Origin of the sequence: Streptomyces sp. NPDC102259 (assembly GCF_044766465.1) — a bacterium.
Lineage (GTDB): Bacteria > Actinomycetota > Actinomycetes > Streptomycetales > Streptomycetaceae > Streptomyces.
In genome coordinates, this window is record NZ_JBIWMA010000003.1 from 331,359 (window position 1) to 350,742 (window position 19,384).

The window sequence follows — 19,384 nt, forward strand, 5'->3', positions numbered from 1 at the left end:
GCCTAGGCGATGGCCGATCCGGTGCCGCGGGCGGCGCCGATGAGGTCGGTGAGCGCTGCGTCGTCGTAGACGGAAATGTCGACGAAAGCGCCTTCGGGCAGGTCGAAGTCCTGAACCTGGTAGTCCAGCACCGCCGTGGTCCCGGGCGGGCTGAAGGTGCCCAGGTCGTGGGTCGTGCCGCCGGACGTGTAGCTGACCTTGACGTAGTACGTGTCACCGTCGTTGGCGGTGTCGTACACCCACAGCTTCTCGTCGTTGGGGTGGAATTCCACCTTGCCGACGAATGCCCCCGAGTTGGTCAGCTCCATCTTCACGGCGAGGCCGCCGGCGTCGTTCGCGAAGTACGTGTTGTCGAACGGGTCGGTGAGGTCACCGCCGCTGCAGGGGCAGTTGTCGGTGTCGTAGTAGTAGGCGTGGAACACCGGGTTGGGGCTGTACGCCTGTGCCGGAGCCGCTGTCGCGAACAGGGCTCCCGCTCCCAGTGCCGCACCCGCGAGCAGTCCCGTGAACCGTCCGATGATGTTCATGTGCCGTTCTCCCCCTCCATGACGGACCGCCCGGTGTCCGCGGGCGGCCTGGTCATTCTGGAACACGGGTGACAGCAGGTACAGCAGGCCATCGCTGTTGGTTACCGGATCAGGACAACAACTCGACCTCCGCGAGGCTGACTTGGGCTGCTTGGGCTCCGGGGGTCGCGTTGCCCGTAGCGCCCCCGGTGCCCGCCCCTCCCGCGTCGCCGTCGAGGACGAGCCGGTAGTGCGCGTACGTGCCCGGCTGTTGGAGTGTGAAGGCGCGTGTCTGCCGGTCCCACGGGAAGGTCTGGCCGGAGCGCCGGTCCAGGTCGGTCCACGTCAGCCCGTCGGCGGAACCCTGGAGTGCCCAACTCGTCGGTGCCTGTGTGTGGTCGGCCGAGGTGAGGGTGTACTGCACTGCTCTGGTGGCGGCCGTGATCGGCAGGGCGAGTGGGCTCGACACCGTTTCCTGTGTTGCCGACGTGTCGTCGAACAGCGCGCCCGCGCCCTTCAGCACGTCCGTGCGCGGCGCCGGCGTCTTGTCGTCCTGAGTGATCGAGACCGGACCCGCGTTCTTTCCGGAACCCCATGAAGAGGGCCGCGGTCCCATGTCGAACTCCAGGACCCCACCCTTGGCAAGGAGCGTATGGGGCAACGAAGTCGACGTCCAGGCACGGCCGTTGACCTTCAGGCCCTGTACGTACACGTTCTTGGCGCTGTTCTTCGGAGCCTTGACCACCAGGTCCTTGCCGTTCTCCAGGTGCACGGTCGCCTTGGTGAACAACGGTGAGCCGACGGCGTATTCGCCGCTTCCCATCACCAACGGGTAGAAGCCGAGCGCGGAGAACAGGTACCAGGCCGACTGCTCGCCGTTGTCCTCGTCGCCGTGGTACCCCTGCCCGATCGAGCTGCCGGTGTAGAGCCGTGCGAGCACCTCGCGGGCCTTCGCCTGCGCCTTCCAGGGCTGCCCGGCCGCGTCGTACATGTAGATCGTGTGGTGGGCGACCTGGTTGGAGTGCCCGTACATGCCCATCCGCACGTCCCGCGCCTCCGTCATCTCGTGGATGACGGAACCGTACGAACCCGCAAACTCCGGGGAAGCGGTTTCCGGGGTGGCGAAGTAGGTGTCGAGCTTCTTCGCCAGACCGTCGCGGCCGCCGTACAGGTTCGCCAGGCCCCGGCTGTCCTGCGGGGCGGTGAAGGCGTAGCCCCAGCCGTTGGTCTCGGTGTAGTCGTAACCCCACACCCGCGGGTCGTAGGCCTCCGACGCCACCCGCCAGTCGCCCTTCTCGTCCTTGCCCTGGAAGAACCCCGCCTTCGGGTCGAAGAGGTGGGCATAACCCTGTGCGCGGTTGAGGAAGTAGTCGGATTCCTCCTGGTACCGCTTCTCGCCGGTCTTCCGGTACAGGGCTTGGCCCATGCGGGCGATGCCGTAGTCGTTGAGGTAGCCCTCCAGTGCCCAGGACAGGCCTTCGTGCGTCGTCGTGCTCGTATAGCCGAGGAAGGGCGAGGTGGACATGCCCTTGCGGCCCACCCCTGACGCCGGGGGCACGACCGTCGCGTTCTTCAGAGCCGCCTCGTACGCCGCCTTGGCGTCGAAGCCGACTCCCTTGACGAACGCGTCCGCGAAGGCGACGTCGGACGAGGTGCCGGTCATCAGGTCGGCGTACCCGGGCGAGGACCAGCGAGAGGTCCAGCCGCCGTCCTTGTACTGCTGGACGAAGCCGTCGGTCAGCTGGCCGGCCTGAGTGGGTGTCAGAAGGGCATAGGCGGGCCAGGTCGTCCGGTAGGTGTCCCAGAAACCGTTGTTGACGTACACCTTGCCGTCCACGATCTTCGCACCGGTGTGCGTCGGGGTGTCCGGGCCCGGCATCGGTGAGAAGGGCGACGCGTACTGGTACGTCGAACCGACCTTCTCGAAACCGGAGTTGGGGTACAGGTAGAGCCGGTACAGGCTGGAGTACAGCGTCGTGAGCTGGTCCTGGCTCGCGCCCTCGACCTCCACCGTGCCGAGGAGCTTGTCCCATTGCTGCTGGGCCCGCTGCTTGACCGTGTCGAAATCGGTGTCCTGCGGGATCTCCTGGCGGAGGTTGTCGCGGGCCTGGTCGACGCTGATGAGGGAGGTCGCCAGGCGCAGGGTGACCGTGCGGTCGGCGCCCGCGTCGAAACGCAGGTAACCCTTTACGCCGCTCGACGTACCGTCCGTCACCGGGGCGTCGAACTCGCCGTACACGAAGAGCCGGGTCGCTCCCGTGGACAGTCCCGACTTCACGTCCGAGTAACCGGTTACGACGCCGGCTTCCTTGTCCAGGGTCAATCCCGCCTGGTCGGTCACGTTGTCGAAGACGACGCTCGCGTCCGAGCCCGGGTAGGTGAAGCGCAGGGCGGCCGCATGGTCGGTCGGTGCCATCTCCGCGGTGAGACCGTTTTCGAAACGGACTCCGTAGTAGTACGGGCGGGCGGTCTCGTTCGCGTGCCGGAAGGCCAGGGCCCGGGCCGTGCGCCCGGTGTCCGGGACGCCGGCCGCGGCCGACGGCATCAGCTGGAAGGTCTGCCGGTCGCCCATCCACGGACTCGGCTCGTGACTCGCGCTGAACGCCTGGATCGTGGGCAGGTTGTCCGCGTTGTTGGCCCGCGCGTAGTCGTACAGCCAACCGAGTGAGGACGCGTTGGTCACCGGCGTCCAGAAGTTGAAGCCGTGCGGCACGGCCGTGGCGGGAAACGTGTTTCCGCGCGAGAAGCCTCCGCTGGAGTTGGTGCCGCGGGTGGTCACCGCGTAGTCCGACAGATGTGCCTTCGCCGTCTCGGGGGCAACGGTGCGCAGCGCGATGTCGTCCACCCAGCCCCTGAACCGGGCCGGTCCGCCGGGGGAGTCGTAGGCGATGAGGATTCGGTCGACCGTCTTCCCGGCCGCCACGGTTCCGATCCCCGACACCACGTCGTTCCACTGGTTGACGTACAGCACCTTCGCGGCGCCCTGCCCACGAGGCGACAGGGGGAAGCCGTACTGGTCGTTCGCGCCGAGCCCGCTCAGATACGTGCCGTCCGTGAAAGCCAGGTCCACGGAAACATGTGTCGCGTCGTAGTCGCGGTCGCCGTCCGCCATCCCGGGGAAGATCCGGTACGCCAGCTGCGTGCGTGAGCCGACCCGGACATTCACGTCGAAAACCTTGTTGTACGAGTACCCCCGGCCGGAAGCGGTGTGTCGACCCGCGTATCGCAGCGCCCGTCGCCCGCTGAACCCGGCGCCCGACTTCGCGGTCGGTGAGCCGCTCGGGCCCCGGTCGACGACGGTGAGCATGTCCGGCGGGACCGGCCCGTCGCTGGCGCCCGTGCCGAACCGCACGTCGGCGAGCTGGAGGATCCCGGCGCCGTGGTTGCGGGTGACCTCCAGTCGGAAGTGCCGATACTCGGCCGGCGCCGCGAGGGTGTACGTACGGGTCTGGAACCGCTCGGCGAAGGATTCCCCGGAGCGGGTGTCGAGGGAGGTCCAGGCGGTGCCGTCCGCCGAGCCCGAGAGGGTCCAGTCGGCGGGGTCGCGCTCGGCGGAGTCATTGGCCGAGGTGAGTGCGTAAGCGTTTACCCGCGCGGGCTCGTCGAGGTCGAACTCGACCCACCCGGTGGACGCGAACGCCAGCCACTTGGTGCTCGCCTCGCCGTCGACGAGGTTCTCCTTCACCTCGCCGGCGCCCGTGTTCTCCGCGCTCGCCCGGACGTCCGTGACCCGCTCGGTCACATCGCCGGGCAGCCCGCCGCCGTAGCCGCCGTCCACCCCCGAGGCCCGCTTGGCGCCTCCGGGCGTGGTGTCGACGGTGCTCTGCCAGTCGGGGGCGTGCTCACCCGCCTCGAAGGAGGAGGCGAACCCCCGGCCCGGTATCGGCACCGGGGAAGGCAGTGCGACCGCCGTCCCCTGTGCGCCGACCGCCATGACCAGAGCAGCCGTGATCACGACCGCCCGCAACCGTCCCAACCGCTGCATGCGTGAGCACCCTCCCCGCGCCGGACAACGCCCCGGACAACGTTGTCCTCGTGGTTGCGCAGGAATCAGTAGGTGGCCAAGTGGACAGTGATGTCAAGGATGTTGATTGCGCCAGGCGAGGCTCATGTCATGCAATTTTCCGGCAAGGTGCCCACCGGCCGGTCATATTTCCGGGAGGTCTCAACTCGGAAAAGACCAACGGCCAACCTTGCATTCGATCTTGCTCCGCTGGCAAGAAGTGGACTATACCTGTCGGCGATTCACCCTCGATTCCGGTGATGCCGTCCGACCGCACGATCCGTACGACCCTGCTTGACCTGACCGCGGTGCCGGGAAGGATCCGGTGCACCGCCTGAGTCCTGGAGAAGGCGAGGACTTGAGCATGGGATCCCACACCGAGAACATCGGCTCGAACAAGAACGGCTCCGCAGGTGTCGGCCGCCGAGACCTGATCAAGAGATCCGCGGCGCTCGGCCTGATCTCCGTCCCCACGATGAGCTTTCTGTCCGCCTGTGCCAGCAGCGGCGGAGGTGACGAGGACAAGGCCAAGGCCGGTAAGAAGAGCGCGAAGAATCCTCTCGCGGTCAACGAGACCGCCCAGATGGAATTCGTCCTGTTCGACGGCGGTTTCGGCAAGGAGTACGCCGAGGACGCGGTCAAGATCTATGAGAAGGGCTTCCCCGACGCGAAGGTGAAGTTCTCGGCCACCCAGAAGATCCAGTCGACCCTCCAGCCCCGCTTCAACCAGGGCACCCCGCCCGACCTCATCGACAACTCCGGCGCCGAGCAGATGGACATGGGCGTCCTGGTCGGCAAGAAACAGCTTGCCGACCTCACGCCGCTCCTGGACGCCCCGTCCTACGACGACCCGAACAAGAAGGTGCGCGACACCCTGCGGCCCGGCATCGTCGAGATGGGCCAGTTCGACGGCGACCCGGTCTGGATCATGTACTACGCCTACACCGTCTACGGCGTCTGGTACTCGCAGAAGGCCCTGGACTCGCTCGACGCCACGTATCCCGAGACCTGGGACGAGATGCTCGCGGTCTGCGAGAAGGCCAAGAAGAAGGACATCGCGGGCTGGACGTACGCGGGCAAATACCCGTACTACCTCCCGTTCTCGCTGTACCCGATGATCGGCAAGGTGGGCGGTCGCGAAGTCCTCGACGCCATCGACAACCTGGAGCCGAACGCCTGGAGACACCCGGCGGTAAAGGCTTGCTTCGACGCCTACTACGAGCTCTACAAGAAGGGTTACATCCTTCAGGGCACCCCGGGCCTGGACCACATCCAGTCGCAGACCGCCTGGGCCAAGGGCAAGGCCCTGTTCATCCCCAACGGCTCCTGGGTGGAGAACGAGTCGGCGAACGTCATCCCCGCGGACTTCGACCTGGCCGTCTCCGCGCCCACCGGCATCGACTCCTCCGACAAGATGCCCTTCGGCACCATCTGGGCCTCCGGCGGCGAGCCGTTCGTCGTACCGGCCAAGGCGAAGAACACGGCAGGCGGCATGGAACAGCTGCGCATCATGCTCAGCGAGGCGTCCTCCAAGAACTTCACCGCCAAGGTCAAGTCGCTGACCGCCTACAACGGCGGCACCGACGGCATCACCCTCACTCCGGGCCTCAAGTCGGGCGTGGCGGCACTGGACAAGGCCGGCGAGAACGTGGTGAATCCGCGACTTCAGGACTGGTATGTCCAACTGCAGAAGGAGAAGATCGGGGTGTCCGGTCTCGGCGAGATGATGGCCGGCCGACTCACTCCGGCCGAGGCGATCAAGAAGATCCAGGGTTACGCCGACGAGGCCGCGAAGGACACGACGATCAAGCATTACAAGCACCAGTGACGGTGGGAATCACGGCGAAGTATCCATAAAAGCACCGGAGTGGCGATGCAGCACGGCAAGTACCGGTTCATCGTGGGGTTCCTGGCGCTCCCCCTGGGACTGTACGCGCTCTTCGTGGTGTGGCCGTTCGTCCAGTCCATCTACTACTCGTTCACGGACTGGACCGGCCTGAGCCCCGAATTCAAGATGGTCGGCCTGGACAATTACCGGAGGATGCTGGACGACGAGATCTTCTGGAAGTCCTTGCAGCACAGCTTGATGTTCGCGGTCGTGCTGCCGCTGGTGACGATCAGCCTGGCGTTGTTCTTCGCCTTCATGATCAATGTCGGTGGCCGGCGGCGGAAGGGCGGCCCGGCGATCTCCGGGGTCCGCGGCTCTTCCTTCTACAAGATCGTGTACTTCTTTCCGCAGGTGTTGTCGATCGCCATCGTGGCGTTGCTGTTCGCCTTCGCGTACAACCCGGACAGCGGCGCGATCAACTCCTTCTTCCGGGGGATCGGGCTGGACGGTCTCCAGCCCCTCTGGCTCGGCGACCCGGATCTCGCGCTGTGGTGCGTGATGGCGGTGCTCGTCTGGTCCACGGTCGGTTTCTTCGTGGTCCTGTTCTCGGCGGGCATGGCCTCCATCCCGGCGGACCTGTACGAGGCCGCGCTGCTGGACGGCGCGGGCCGGGCCGCGACGTTCTTCCGCATCACCCTGCCCCTGCTCTGGGACACCGTGCAGTCGGGCTGGGTCTACATGGGGATCCTCGCGCTCGGCGCCGAGTCGTTCGCGGTCGTCCAGATCATGACGACCGGACCCGGCGGCCCCGACTACTCGACCACCGTCATGGTCCTTTACGTGTACCAGAAGGCCTTCCGTGACGGTCAGGCCGCCTACGCCACCACCATCGGCGTCGCCCTGCTCATCGTGACGCTGGCCTTCGCCGCGGTCGTGATGCGGCTGGGACGGCGCGAGCGGCTGGAGTACTGACGATGAAGACGACCGAAACCCCCGCGCCCCTGCCCGCCGAGTCCGGCTCGGCTCTCCCTGTCACGAAGGTCGGTCTGGCCACCAAGAAACCGCCTACGGAGAAGAAAACGGAAGGAAACGTTCTCAACGCCTTCTCCCACGGCATCCTGGTCCTCTGGGCGATCATGGTCGTCCTGCCGTTGCTGTGGGCGGTGATGACCTCCTTCAAGAACGACAGTTCCATCTTCGGGTCGCCCTGGTCGCTGCCGGACAAACTGCACTTCGACAACTGGTCACGGGCCTGGACCCAGGCCAACATGAGCGACTACTTCCTCAACACCATCCTGGTGGTGGGCGGTTCGCTCATCGGCACGCTGGTCCTCGGCTCCATGGCGGCCTACGTCCTGGCGCGTTTCGACTTCCCGGGCAACCGCTTCATCTACTACCTCTTCATCGGCGGCATGAGCTTCCCGATCATGCTGGCGCTGGTCCCGCTGTTCTACGTCGTGAACAACATGGGCCTGCTGAACTCCATCCACGGCCTGATCCTCGTCTACATCGCCTACTCGCTGCCGTTCACGGTGTTCTTCCTGACGGCCTTCTTCCGCACGCTGCCGACCTCGGTGGCGGAGGCCGCCTTCGTGGACGGCGCCTCGCACAGCCGTACGTTCTTCCAGATCATGGTGCCCATGGCCAAGCCGGGCCTGATCAGCGTCGGTATCTTCAACTTCCTGGGCCAGTGGAACCAGTACATGCTCCCCACGGTCCTCAACACCGATCCCGACAAACGCGTCCTCACCCAGGGCCTGGTCCAACTGGCCGTCAGCCAGGGCTACAAGGGTGACTGGTCGGGGCTCTTCGCGGGCCTCGTGATGGCGATGCTCCCGGTGCTCGCCGCGTACATCGTCTTCCAGCGGCAGGTGGTGCAGGGGCTGACCGCGGGGGCGCTGAAGTAGGAGCGCGTCCGGAACACGGCCGGGCGCCCGCGTCGAGCCGCCCTTCGGTTCTGCGCGGGCACCCGCTCAACTCAACCGAGATCGCCCGCGCAGCCCTGCCGTCAGCCGTCAGCCGTCAGCCGTCCTCCGTCGCCGTTCGGCCGTCGCACCTTCGCCGTCACCCTTGCGGCGCTTGCCCGTGGCGCCATGCCCGCCCTCCCGGGGCCCGCGTTCATCGTCGTTCACGTCCTCAGCCGGCCTCCGTAGTCGTTAACGTCCTCCGTCGGCCTCCGTCGGCCTCCGTCGTCCTCCGTCGGCCTCCGTCGTCCTCCGTCGGCCTCCGTCGGCCTCCGTCGGCCTCCGTCGCCGTTCGCGCCTTCGCCGGTCTTCCGCAGCGGTTTCGACGCAAGGCCGCGCCACCCGCACTCTCTTCCGGACGTCGGCTCCGCCGCCGGGACCCGGCTCCCCGCACGGACTCCGATGGCGGCCGCGCGCGTGGCCGTGGCCGTGACCCTGGCTTGGTTTGGCATGGCATGGCGTGGCGTGGCATTGCCACGGCAGGGCGGGTGCCGGCCGAGGAAATGTGGCGAAACCGGCTTCGCCTTCATTACCTGGCCCCGGACGCTCACCCCTGCGGCCCGCCGCCCCGCACTCTCCCCGGGCGCTCACTCCACGCCGCCCCTTTTCACCACCTGTTCTCCCTGCCCCCAGCCCCGGCCGAGCCCTGGCCGCAACGCCCCGCAGCCGCTCTTGCACGCCGCGCAACCGCGGCTCGGACACCCTCCGTGTCTCTTCGCACGCATGCGGATACTGTTCAACCTCTTGACGGGAGGCGACCCGAACGGCTCAGCTTAGAGTTCACTAGTTGGACATAGACGGGGCCTCATTGAAGCGGTCCCGCGCGCAGGAGGTCGTCGTGGAGACTCCGGGGTCGCAGTCGTCGCTGCACCGAGCCAACTTGGAGCGGGTCGTACGCGCCGTGCGTCTGGCAGGGTCCCTGACGCAAGCGGAGATCGCCCGGAGCACGGGTTTGTCCGCTGCGACCGTCTCCAACATCGTGCGGGAACTCAAGGACGGCGGAACCGTCGAGGTGACACCCACCTCGGCGGGTGGACGAAGGGCTCGCAGCGTCAGTCTGAGCGGCGACGCGGGCATCGTCATCGGGGTGGATTTCGGCCATACCCACCTCCGGGTCGCCGTGGGCAACCTGGCGCACCAGGTCCTCGCGGAGGAGTCCGAGCCACTCGATGTGGACGCCTCCTCGACACAGGGCTTCGACCGGGCGGAACAGCTGGTCAACCGGCTGATCGAGGCCACCGGGGTGGACCGCGAGAAGGTCGCGGGAGTCGGTCTCGGCGTGCCCGGGCCGATCGATCTGGAGTCCGGGACGCTGGGTTCGTCCGCCATCCTGCCCGGCTGGATCGGTACCAGACCCGCCGAGGAGATGAGAGGCCGCCTCGGCGTGCCCGTGCACGTGGACAACGACGCCAATCTGGGTGCCCTCGGCGAGATGGTCTGGGGCAGCGGCAGAGGTGTACGTGATCTTGCATACATCAAGGTCGCGAGCGGTGTCGGCGCCGGTCTGGTGATCGACGGCAAGATCTACCGGGGTCCCGGCGGTACCGCTGGAGAAATCGGACATATTACACTTGACGAGTCCGGCCCCGTCTGCCGCTGCGGAAATCGGGGCTGCCTGGAGACCTTCGCGGCGGCGCGCTATGTGCTCCCGCTCCTCCAGTCCAGCCACGGCACGGATCTGACGATGGAAGGCGTCGTGCGGCTGGCGAGGGACGGTGATCCGGGCTGCCGTCGGGTGATCGCCGACGTCGGCCGACACATCGGCAGTGGAGTCGCCAATCTCTGCAACCTGCTGAATCCGAGCCGGGTGGTGCTGGGCGGTGATCTCGCCGAGGCCGGTGAGCTGGTGCTCGGTCCGATCAGGGAGTCTGTCGGCCGCTATGCGATCCCGAGTGCGGCGCGCCAACTTTCCGTTCTTCCGGGGGCACTTGGTGGCCGTGCGGAGGTGCTGGGGGCGCTCGCCCTCGCGCTGAGCGAGATGGGCGATTCGACCCTTTTGGACGGCACGCTGACCGCGGCGACACCTGCCTTCACTTAGAGAACGAATGAGGCCGTTGCCATCTCGTTAAGTATTTACTTCTTGACGTCGAACTTGCGGCCGAGTTGACTTCGAGCCACCTCGGCCGCAGCGTTGCGGCCCTGTCAGGGAGGCACACCTCAAATGAACGCAACGATGCGTAGAGTCGTGATCGGCGCCACCGCCGTGTCCATGGCGCTTTCGATTGCCGCGTGTGGCAAGGCGGGCGACGACAAGGACAGCGACTCCGGCAGCAGCAGCTCGGGCGACAAGTCCATCGGCCTGCTGCTCCCCGACAGCGTCACCGCGCGGTACGAGAAGTTCGACAAGCCGTACTTCGACGCCAAGGTCAAGGCGCTCTGCTCCGACTGCAAGCTCGAGTACGCGAACGCCGCGGCCGACTCGGCCAAGCAGGCCCAGCAGGTCAGCAGCATGGTGACCAAGGGTGTCAAGGTCATCGTGATCTCCGCCCAGGACTCCGCCGCGATCAAGTCCTCGATCCAGTCCGCGGTGGACAAGGGTGTCAAGGTCGTCGCGTACGACCGCCTCGCTCAGGGCCCCGTCTCGGCCTACGTCTCCTTCGACAACGTCAAGGTCGGCGAGCTCCAGGGCCAGGCCCTGCTCGACTCCCTCGGCGCCAAGGCGACCCCCAAGGCCAAGGTCGTCATGATCAACGGTGACGACGCCGACCCGAACGCCGGCCAGTTCAAGGAAGGCGCTCACAAGGCCCTCGACGGCAAGGTCGACATCGCCTACGAGCAGTCCGGCCTCTGGAAGGACACGGTCGCCGCGCAGAAGATGTCCGCGGCCATCACCCAGCTCGGTGCCAAGAACATCGCGGGCGTCTACGCCGCCAACGACGGCATGGCCGGTGGCATCGCCAACACCCTCAAGGGCGCGAAGATCAGCGGCATCCCGCTGACCGGCCAGGACGCCGAGCTCGCGGGTATCCAGCGCATCGTCGCCGGCACCCAGTCCTCCACCGTCTACAAGGCCTTCAAGCCCGAGGCCGAGGCCGCCGCCCAGCTCGCGGTCGACCTGCTGGAGGGCAAGGACATCAAGGCCCTCGCCACCGAGACGCTGACCAGCGGCTCCGGCGACAAGGTCCCCTCGCAGCTGCTGACCCCGGTGTCGGTCACCAAGGCCAACATCAAGGACACGGTGATCAAGGACGGTCTGTACACCGTCGCGGACATCTGCACCGCCGAGTACGCCGCCGCCTGCAAGACCGCCGGTCTCCAGTAGTCCGCCGGTCCTCCCGTAGGCACCGGGTCCCGAGGGCCCTCGCGAGTCGCTTCTCGAGCCGGCCCTCGGGTCCCACCGACCGCTCAGCGGTCCCGTGAGACCTGTTCGACGCCCGCCCCACCTCATACCCCGCTGCCGGGGCGGGCGTCGGACGGAACCGTTGCCAAGCGCAGCGGATTCACGCATGTTCATCTTGTAAACCTCGTGCGACGGCATCGCGTACCCCGCGTGTCGCGCACATCCCTCCGCGCCTGTCTTTGAGCGCGGCATCCCCGCCGGTCAGGCGGCGAAGGAGATGGTTCACGTGTCCGCTACGCCCGTGCTGGCGTTGCGCGGAGTCTCCAAGCGATTCGGTGCGGTGCAGGCACTCACCGACGTCGAGCTGGAGGTTCACGCCGGAGAAGTGGTCGCCCTGGTGGGCGACAACGGCGCAGGAAAGTCCACCCTGGTCAAGACGATCGCGGGTGTCCACCCCATCGATGAGGGCGTCATCGAGTGGGAGGGAAGCGCGGTCAGCATCAACCGGCCGCACGACGCTCAGGGACTCGGCGTCGCGACCGTCTACCAGGACCTCGCCCTGTGCGACAACCTCGACGTGGTCGGCAATCTCTACCTCGGGCGCGAGCTGCTGCACCGCGGCGTCATCGACGAGGTGACGATGGAGAAGAACGCCCGCGAGCTGCTGTCCACGCTCTCCATCCGCATCCCGAGCGTCCGCATCCCGATCGCCAGCCTCTCCGGCGGTCAGCGCCAGGTCGTCGCCATCGCGCGCGCCCTCATCGGTGACCCGAAGGTCGTCATCCTCGACGAGCCCACCGCCGCCCTCGGCGTCGAGCAGACCGCCCAGGTCCTCGACCTGGTCGAGCGGCTGCGTGAGCGCAACCTCGGCGTCATCCTCATCAGCCACAACATGGCCGACGTCAAGGCGGTCGCGGACACCGTGGCCGTCCTGCGTCTGGGCAAGAACAACGGCTCCTTCCCCGTGAAGGACACCAGCCATGAAGAGATCATCGCCGCGATCACCGGGGCCACGGACAACGCCGTGACCCGTCGTGCGGGGCGTCGCACCGCGGAGGCGGCAAAGTGAGCGACACGTCCAAAACCGTGAAGAGCGAATCCTCGGAGCCCGGGAAGGTCGAGAAGACCGGGGGCGTCATCGAGGACCAGACCACCGTCGCTCCCGCCGACGACCCGACGGCCGCGCCGGTCTCCGTCGTCGACCCGCGCCTGCTGGTGCGGGAAGAGGGCTTCAAGGGCTACCTCACCGAGTTCAAGCGCAAGGTGAAGGGTGGCGAGCTGGGCCAGATCCCCGTCGTCATCGGTCTGATCGTCATCTGGACGATCTTCCAGGCGAAGAACGACCTCTTCCTGAGCGCCGACAACCTCTCGAACATCAGCTACTTCATGTCGGCCACCGGCATGCTGGCCATCGGCCTGGTGTTCGTCCTGCTGCTCGGCGAGATCGACCTGTCGGTCGGTTCCGTCAGCGGCCTGGCGTCGACACTGTTCGCCGTGTTCGTGGTGGACCACACCATGAACCCGTGGCTGTCGCTGGTCCTGACGATCGCCGTCGGCGCCGGCATCGGCGCACTGCAAGGCTGGTTCTTCGCGAAGATCGGCGTACCGGCGTTCGTGGTCACCCTGGCCGGCTTCCTCGGCTGGAACGGTCTGATGCTGTGGCTGCTGGGCTCCAGCGGCACGATCAACATCCCGTCGGACTCCGGCCCGGTGCACCTGCTCGGCCAGAACTCCTTCTTCATGGACCAGGCCATCATCGGCGCCTACCTGCTGGCCGGTCTCGCGGTCGTGCTGACCGCCGTCGGCAACTTCGGCGAGCAGCGCCGGCGTCGGGCCGCCGGTGTGCCGTTCCGGCCGACCACCGAGATCCTGCTGCGCGTCGGTGCGCTGGCCGTCGCGTCCTTCCTCGCGGCGAGCGTGCTGAACAACGCGTCCGGTGTCTCCAACGCGCTGGTCATCTTCCTGGCTGCGCTGGTGATCGTCGACTTCGTGCTCCGTCGCACCACGTACGGCCGTAAGGTCTTCGCGGTCGGCGGCGGTATCGAGGCGGCCCGCCGCGCCGGTATCAACGTGCCGATGGTCCGTATCACCGTGTTCTCCATCTCCGGTGGCTTCGCGGCGGTCGGCGGCATGTTCTTCGCGGGCCAGACGGCGTCCGCGACGCTGAACGCCGGTGGCGGCAACACCCTGATGCTCGCCATCGCGGCGGCCGTCATCGGTGGTACGAGCCTCTTCGGCGGCCGCGGCACGGTGTGGTCCGCCCTCCTGGGCATGCTGGTCATCCAGTCCATCCAGACCGGCCTCGACCTGCTGAACATGAACACCTCGATCCAGTACATGATCACCGGTGGTGTTCTGCTGGGCGCGGTCGTCATCGACTCCATCTCCCGCAAGAGCCAGAAGGCCGCCGGTCGCGGCTGACGCTCCAGATGGCCCCCTGTGCCCGGCATCCGTCTCGATGCCGGGCACAGTCGTGTCATAGGAAAGGCTCATTCTGGGTACGGCCGTTCGCGTGACCTATGACGCATGGGCCGGAGTCCGACCGCCCGGGCGGAACATTAGACTCGACGAGCCCGGCAACAGCTCGATCAGCTTTTACTGCAAGGAGGCACGGGTGCCGCTGCTGACCCGCATCAGGGGACCGCGTGATCTGGACCGGCTCAGCCCGGAGGAGCTGGACCAGCTGGCGGAGGAGATCCGGACCTTCCTCGTCGACGCCGTCTCCAAGACCGGTGGCCACCTCGGCCCCAATCTCGGCGTGGTCGAGCTCACCATCGCCCTGCACCGGGTCTTCGAGTCTCCGAAGGACAAGGTGCTGTGGGACACGGGCCACCAGTCCTACGTGCACAAGCTGCTCACGGGCCGCCAGGACTTCTCCCGGCTGAAGATGAAGGGCGGCCTCTCCGGCTACCCCTCACAGGCCGAGTCCGAGCACGACGTCATCGAGAACAGCCACGCCTCCACGGTGCTCGGCTGGGCCGACGGCCTCGCGAAGGCCAACCAGATCCTCGACCGCGACGACCACGTGGTCGCCGTCATCGGTGACGGCGCGCTCACCGGCGGCATGGCCTGGGAGGCGCTGAACAACATCGCCGACGGGGACCGCCCGCTGGTCATCGTCGTCAACGACAACGAGCGCTCCTACGCGCCCACCATCGGCGGTCTGGCCAACCACCTCGCCACCCTGCGTACGACGGACGGCTACGAGCGCTTCCTCGCCCGCACCAGGGAGGTGCTGGAGCGCACCCCCGTCGTCGGCAGACCCCTCTACGAGACCCTGCACGGCGCCAAGAAGGGCCTGAAGGACTTCATCGCCCCCCAGGGCATGTTCGAGGACCTCGGCCTGAAGTACGTCGGCCCGATCGACGGCCATGACATCGAGGCCCTGGAGTCCGCCCTGGCCCGCGCCAAGCGCTTCGGCGGCCCGGTCATCGTGCACTGCCTCACCGAGAAGGGCCGCGGCTACCAGCCCGCCCTCCAGGACGAGGCCGACCGCTTCCACGGCATCGGCCCCATCCACCCCGACACCGGTCTGCCGATCAAGGCCTCGGGCGCCGACTGGACCTCGGTCTTCGGCGACGAGATGGTCGCGCTCGGCAAGGAGCGCGAGGACATCGTCGCCATCACGGCGGCGATGCTGCAGCCGGTCGGCCTGAAGAAGTTCGCGGACGCCTTCCCGAACCGCATCTACGACGTCGGCATCGCCGAGCAGCACGCCGCGGTCTCCGCCGCGGGTCTGGCGGCGGGCGGGGTGCATCCGGTGTTCGCGGTGTACGCCACATTCCTCAATCGTGCCTTCGACCAGGTCCTCATGGATGTCGCCCTCCACAAGTGCGGTGTGACGTTCGTACTGGACCGGGCCGGTGTCACCGGCACCGACGGCGCCTCCCACAACGGCATGTGGGACATGTCGATCCTTCAGGTCGTCCCGGGCCTCAGGCTCGCCGCCCCGCGCGACGCCGACCAGGTCCGCGCCCAGCTGCGCGAGGCCGTCGAGGTCGAGGACGCGCCGACCGTCGTCCGCTTCTCCAAGGGCGCCGTCGGCCCCGCCGTACCCGCCGTGGGACGCGTCGGCGGCATGGACGTACTGCGCGAGAGCGGCACCGACACCCCCGACGTGCTGCTGGTCTCCGTGGGCGCCCTCGCCCCGATGTGCCTGGAGATCGCGACCCTCCTCGACCGGCAGGGCATCACCACCACGGTCGTCGACCCCCGCTGGGTCAAACCCGTCGACGAGGCCATGGCCCCGCTCGCCGAGCGGCACCGCGTGGTCGTCACCGTCGAGGACAACTCCCGCGTCGGAGGCGTCGGCTCGGCGATCGCCCAGGCACTGCGCGACGCCGGCGTCGACGTCCCGCTGCGCGACTTCGGCATCCCGCCCCGCTTCCTCGACCACGCCTCCCGCGCCGAGGTCATGGCCGAGATCGGGCTCACCGCCCCCGACATCGCCCGCCAGGTCACCGGCCTGGTCTCCAGGCTCGACGGCAAGTACGGCAGCACGGCCGCCGAGGTCGACTCCGTGGAGTCCGCGCGCGACTGACGCCGTCCCCGGCAGGACGACACACCCGGATGGGCCGGTTCAACCACTGTGAAGAGTGGTTGAACCGGCCCATTCGCGTTAACTCGCCCGCGTCGGGGCATACGCTCTACGCCCCCTCTCGATCATGTCGAGGACGACACTGCGTGGGAGGTACCCCGTGAGCAGCACCCTCTTCCGGACGAAGAAGGTCGAACAGTCCATCCTCGATACCGAGGAACCCGAGCACGCGCTCAAGAAGTCCTTGTCCGCGCTCGATCTGACCGTCTTCGGCGTCGGCGTCATCATCGGCACCGGCATCTTCGTCCTGACCGGCACGGTGGCCAAGAACAACGCCGGTCCCGCCGTCGCTCTGGCCTTCGTGGTGGCCGGGGTCGTCTGCGCGCTCGCCGCGCTCTGCTACGCCGAGTTCGCCTCGACCGTGCCGGTGGCCGGCTCGGCCTACACGTTCTCGTACGCCTCCCTCGGTGAGCTCCCCGCCTGGATCATCGGCTGGGACCTGGTCCTGGAGTTCGCGCTCGGCACGGCGGTGGTGGCCGTCGGCTGGTCCGGGTACATCGCCTCGCTGCTCGACAACGCGGGCTGGCACCTGCCGGCGGCGCTCAGCGGCAGGGAGGGAGCCGACGGCTTCGGCTTCGACATCCTGGCCGCCGCCCTCGTCCTGGTGCTGACCGTCATTCTCGTGATCGGCACGAAGCTCTCCGCGCGGGTCACCTCCGTCGTGGTCGCCATCAAGGTGACCGTCGTCCTGACCGTGATCATCGCGGGCGCCTTCTTCATCAACGGCGACAACTACGACCCCTTCATCCCGAAGGCACAGGCCGTCGACGCGGGCGACGGACTCCAGTCCCCGCTCATCCAGCTGATGTTCGGCTGGGCGCCCTCCAACTTCGGCGTGATGGGCATCTTCACCGCCGCCTCCGTCGTCTTCTTCGCGTTCATCGGTTTCGACGTCGTGGCCACGGCCGCCGAGGAGACCAAGAACCCGCAGCGCGACATGCCCCGCGGCATCATCGGCTCCCTCATCATCTGCACGGTCCTGTACGTGGCCGTGTCGATCGTCGTCACCGGGATGCAGCACTACACCAAGCTGTCGGTCAGCGCCCCGCTCGCCGACGCCTTCAAGGCCACCGGGCACCCCTGGTTCGCGGGCTTCATCAGCTTCGGCGCCGCCGTCGGCCTGACCACCGTCTGCATGATCCTGCTCCTCGGCCAGACCCGGGTCTTCTTCGCGATGAGCCGCGACGGACTGCTGCCGCGCTTCTTCTCCCATGTCCACCCGCGGTTCAAGACCCCGCACCGGCCGACGATCCTGCTCGGCGTCCTCATCGCGATCCTGGCCGGCTTCACCAGCCTCAGCGAGCTCGCCGAGCTGGTGAACATCGGCACCCTCTTCGCCTTCGTGGTCGTCGCGATCGGCGTGATCATCCTGCGTAAATCCCGCCCCGACCTGCCGCGGTCCTTCCGGACCCCGTGGGTGCCCTTCCTCCCGATCCTGTCGGTGTGCGCCTCGCTGTGGCTGATGCTCAACCTGCCCGCCGAGACCTGGCTGCGGTTCGGCATCTGGATGGTCATCGGGTTCGTCGTGTACTTCCTCTACGGCCGCTCGCACAGCCGTCTGGGACGGCGCGAGGCGGCGACCGCCGACGGGACCGTCGGGCCGGGCCGCGACGACACCGTGTGACGCCTGTGGAGCCCCGGCCCCGCACCGTTCACGCGGGGCCGGCTCCGGTGCCCTGCCGCATCGGCGGCGGGCCGCTTCAGTCCCGTACCGAGCGCGGTCCCGTCACGTCCGCGCCCAGCTCCGTCACCCGGCGGCGCAGCTCGCGGTCGGCCGTGACCACCAGGCGGGAGCGCCCCGCGGATCCGGCGACCAGCTCGACGACACGGTCGTCCCCGCTGCCGGGCGCCGCCTCCACCCGGACGCCGGGCACCGGCTCCACCCCGCGGGCCGCGCCCTCCACGACGAGGACGATCTCCTGGGGCCCCTCGTGCCCCCGCAGCCCGTCCACGGCCAGCCGGTCGCGCAGGCGCTCCGCGGCCCCGCGCCGGTCCCGCCACCATCCGTCGGGCACCGACCCGACGACGTTCGCGGCGTCGACGATCACGAGCAGCGCGGCGTTGTCGTCCATGGGCCCAGCGTCGCACGGACGACCCCCCCCGGGTGTGACCCTCGCGCAGGCGCCGCCAAGGGTCCGACATAAAGTGATCGGGTGAACGGCGACTGGCTCATACGCGGCCGCGACGGGCGGCTCGGTGTCTATCTGATGTCGGACGACGCCGTCCTGTGCCGGGCGGAACGTACCCCGGGCGGGCCCTGGGAGGCCCCACGCAGGGTGGGCGGCGACCAGAAGGTGTATCCGGACCCGGCCGTCGGCCAGGGCGCCGACGGCTACGCCCATCTGGCCTCCTGGCGGCCCACGGTGAAGGGGGAGGCGGGCCTGGTGCACTCCGCGCACTTCCGGCCGCACCTCGCCGCCCTGGACTGGACACCCATCGGCCATCCCAACAAGAAGGGCGACCGCACCGGCACGCCCGCCGTCGCGGTGGACGCCCAGGGACGCGCGCACGTCTTCGCCCGCAACATCGGCACGGGACTGTGCATGGTCGCCCAGAAGGAGAAGGGCGGCTGGGACCCGTGGCGCGACCTGAAGGGACAGGGCGTCGAGGGGCCGCCGATCGCGGTGACGGGGGAGTCCGGCTGCGTCCAGGCGTACGCGGCCGTCTCCGGCGGGATCCTGCACTGGCGCCAGGAGACGCCGGGCGCCCAGCCGGTGCTCCAGGAGCCCCTCAAGACACCGGTCCGACCCCGCACCCTGCGGGCGTTGGCCACCTCCCCGGAGCACACCACGCTCTTCTACACCGACGACTCCGGTGACGTGTGCGCGTGGCGTCCCGGCACCGAGCCCGTCTCCGTGCTCGCCGCCGCCGGCCCCGGCCCGGTCGCCGCGATCCGCACCGAACTCGACGGTCACGACTGCACGTTGCTCGCCCAGCGCTCCGCGAGCGGCCGGGTCGCCTTCGCGGCGTATCCGACCGAACGGGAGTCGGCGGGCGCCTGGTGGGCCGAATCGGGTCCTCAACTGCCCGCCGACGCCGTGGTGGCGCTCGCCAAGGACCACGAGGAACGGGTGGTCGCCGCGGCCCTGTCCCCGTCGACCGGCCTGCTCCAGCTCACCCGCCGCAAGGACGAGCCCGGCCTGGCCCTGATGGCCTGGCGGACGGTGTGACGCGGAACGACCGGGTGACGCGTCCGCCGCGATAGG

At 68.1% G+C, this 19,384-nt stretch carries 13 protein-coding genes; 10 read left to right on the top strand and 3 right to left on the bottom strand.

Translation table 11 applies throughout. The annotated features are described in order from the left end of the window. Positions 1-2: 2 nt before the first annotated feature. Together ACIRPU_RS10200 and ACIRPU_RS10205 are read right to left on the bottom strand one after the other, a co-directional pair. Positions 3-527 carry a hypothetical protein gene (locus ACIRPU_RS10200; protein ID WP_403864301.1) on the bottom strand — a complete coding sequence of 175 codons (525 nt, stop codon included), beginning with the start codon at positions 525-527 and terminating at the stop codon, positions 3-5. A gap of 109 nt (positions 528-636) precedes the next feature. Further along, positions 637-4,440, bottom strand: coding sequence for a GH92 family glycosyl hydrolase (locus tag ACIRPU_RS10205; RefSeq protein WP_403865071.1), 3,804 nt, complete (start codon positions 4,438-4,440; stop codon positions 637-639). Between the two features lie 433 nt (positions 4,441-4,873). On the opposite strand from ACIRPU_RS10205, the gene ngcE reads away from it, so the two are divergent. From ngcE to ACIRPU_RS10250, 9 genes are all read left to right on the top strand, one after another. After that, positions 4,874-6,337, top strand: coding sequence for an N-acetylglucosamine/diacetylchitobiose ABC transporter substrate-binding protein (gene ngcE, locus ACIRPU_RS10210; protein WP_403864304.1), 1,464 nt, complete (start codon positions 4,874-4,876; stop codon positions 6,335-6,337). 45 nt (positions 6,338-6,382) lie between these two features. Then, complete coding sequence (locus ACIRPU_RS10215) at positions 6,383-7,309, top strand: carbohydrate ABC transporter permease (RefSeq protein ID WP_403864307.1); 927 nt, start codon at positions 6,383-6,385, stop codon at positions 7,307-7,309. A 2-nt stretch (positions 7,310-7,311) separates the two neighbouring features. Continuing rightward, positions 7,312-8,244 (top strand): carbohydrate ABC transporter permease, encoded by a 933-nt coding sequence (locus tag ACIRPU_RS10220; protein WP_403864310.1) that lies wholly within the window; start codon positions 7,312-7,314, stop codon positions 8,242-8,244. 895 nt (positions 8,245-9,139) lie between these two features. Beyond that, positions 9,140-10,339 carry an ROK family protein gene (locus ACIRPU_RS10225; protein ID WP_403864313.1) on the top strand — a complete coding sequence of 400 codons (1,200 nt, stop codon included), beginning with the start codon at positions 9,140-9,142 and terminating at the stop codon, positions 10,337-10,339. A gap of 123 nt (positions 10,340-10,462) precedes the next feature. Beyond that, entirely contained in the window at positions 10,463-11,563 is a 1,101-nt protein-coding gene (locus tag ACIRPU_RS10230) for a sugar ABC transporter substrate-binding protein (RefSeq protein ID WP_403864316.1), read from the top strand. 295 nt (positions 11,564-11,858) lie between these two features. After that, entirely contained in the window at positions 11,859-12,650 is a 792-nt protein-coding gene (locus ACIRPU_RS10235) for an ATP-binding cassette domain-containing protein (protein WP_351759404.1), read from the top strand. Continuing rightward, positions 12,647-14,002, top strand: a complete 1,356-nt coding sequence (locus ACIRPU_RS10240; protein WP_403864319.1) for a sugar ABC transporter permease — start codon at positions 12,647-12,649, stop codon at positions 14,000-14,002. The genes ACIRPU_RS10235 and ACIRPU_RS10240 overlap by 4 nt, the downstream gene beginning before the upstream one ends. A gap of 193 nt (positions 14,003-14,195) precedes the next feature. After that, a complete protein-coding gene (gene dxs / locus ACIRPU_RS10245) occupies positions 14,196-16,121 on the top strand; it encodes a 1-deoxy-D-xylulose-5-phosphate synthase (RefSeq protein ID WP_355703516.1) in 1,926 nt (641 codons plus the stop codon). A gap of 157 nt (positions 16,122-16,278) precedes the next feature. Beyond that, positions 16,279-17,802: an amino acid permease gene (locus tag ACIRPU_RS10250; protein WP_403864322.1), complete on the top strand. Its 1,524-nt coding sequence runs from the start codon at positions 16,279-16,281 to the stop codon at positions 17,800-17,802. A 76-nt stretch (positions 17,803-17,878) separates the two neighbouring features. Here the strand turns inward: ACIRPU_RS10250 and ACIRPU_RS10255 are convergent, their stop codons facing one another. Continuing rightward, complete coding sequence (locus ACIRPU_RS10255; protein ID WP_355703316.1) at positions 17,879-18,250, bottom strand: NTP pyrophosphohydrolase; 372 nt, start codon at positions 18,248-18,250, stop codon at positions 17,879-17,881. Positions 18,251-18,331: 81 nt separating this feature from the next. Between ACIRPU_RS10255 and ACIRPU_RS10260 the strand changes: the two genes are divergently transcribed. Next, complete coding sequence (locus tag ACIRPU_RS10260; protein WP_403864325.1) at positions 18,332-19,348, top strand: hypothetical protein; 1,017 nt, start codon at positions 18,332-18,334, stop codon at positions 19,346-19,348. The last annotated feature ends 36 nt before the right edge of the window (positions 19,349-19,384 follow it).

Excerpts from the sequence above, each read along its gene's own strand:
- ACIRPU_RS10200 (WP_403864301.1), bottom strand. The coding sequence starts at position 527 with ATGAACATCATCGGACGGTTCACGGGACTGCTCGCGGGTGCGGCACTG.
- ACIRPU_RS10205 (WP_403865071.1), bottom strand. The coding sequence starts at position 4,440 with ATGGCGGTCGGCGCACAGGGGACGGCGGTCGCACTGCCTTCCCCGGTG.
- ngcE (WP_403864304.1), top strand. The coding sequence starts at position 4,874 with ATGGGATCCCACACCGAGAACATCGGCTCGAACAAGAACGGCTCCGCA.
- ACIRPU_RS10215 (WP_403864307.1), top strand. The coding sequence starts at position 6,383 with ATGCAGCACGGCAAGTACCGGTTCATCGTGGGGTTCCTGGCGCTCCCC.
- ACIRPU_RS10220 (WP_403864310.1), top strand. The coding sequence starts at position 7,312 with ATGAAGACGACCGAAACCCCCGCGCCCCTGCCCGCCGAGTCCGGCTCG.
- ACIRPU_RS10230 (WP_403864316.1), top strand. The coding sequence starts at position 10,463 with ATGAACGCAACGATGCGTAGAGTCGTGATCGGCGCCACCGCCGTGTCC.
- ACIRPU_RS10235 (WP_351759404.1), top strand. The coding sequence starts at position 11,859 with ATGGTTCACGTGTCCGCTACGCCCGTGCTGGCGTTGCGCGGAGTCTCC.
- ACIRPU_RS10255 (WP_355703316.1), bottom strand. The coding sequence starts at position 18,250 with ATGGACGACAACGCCGCGCTGCTCGTGATCGTCGACGCCGCGAACGTC.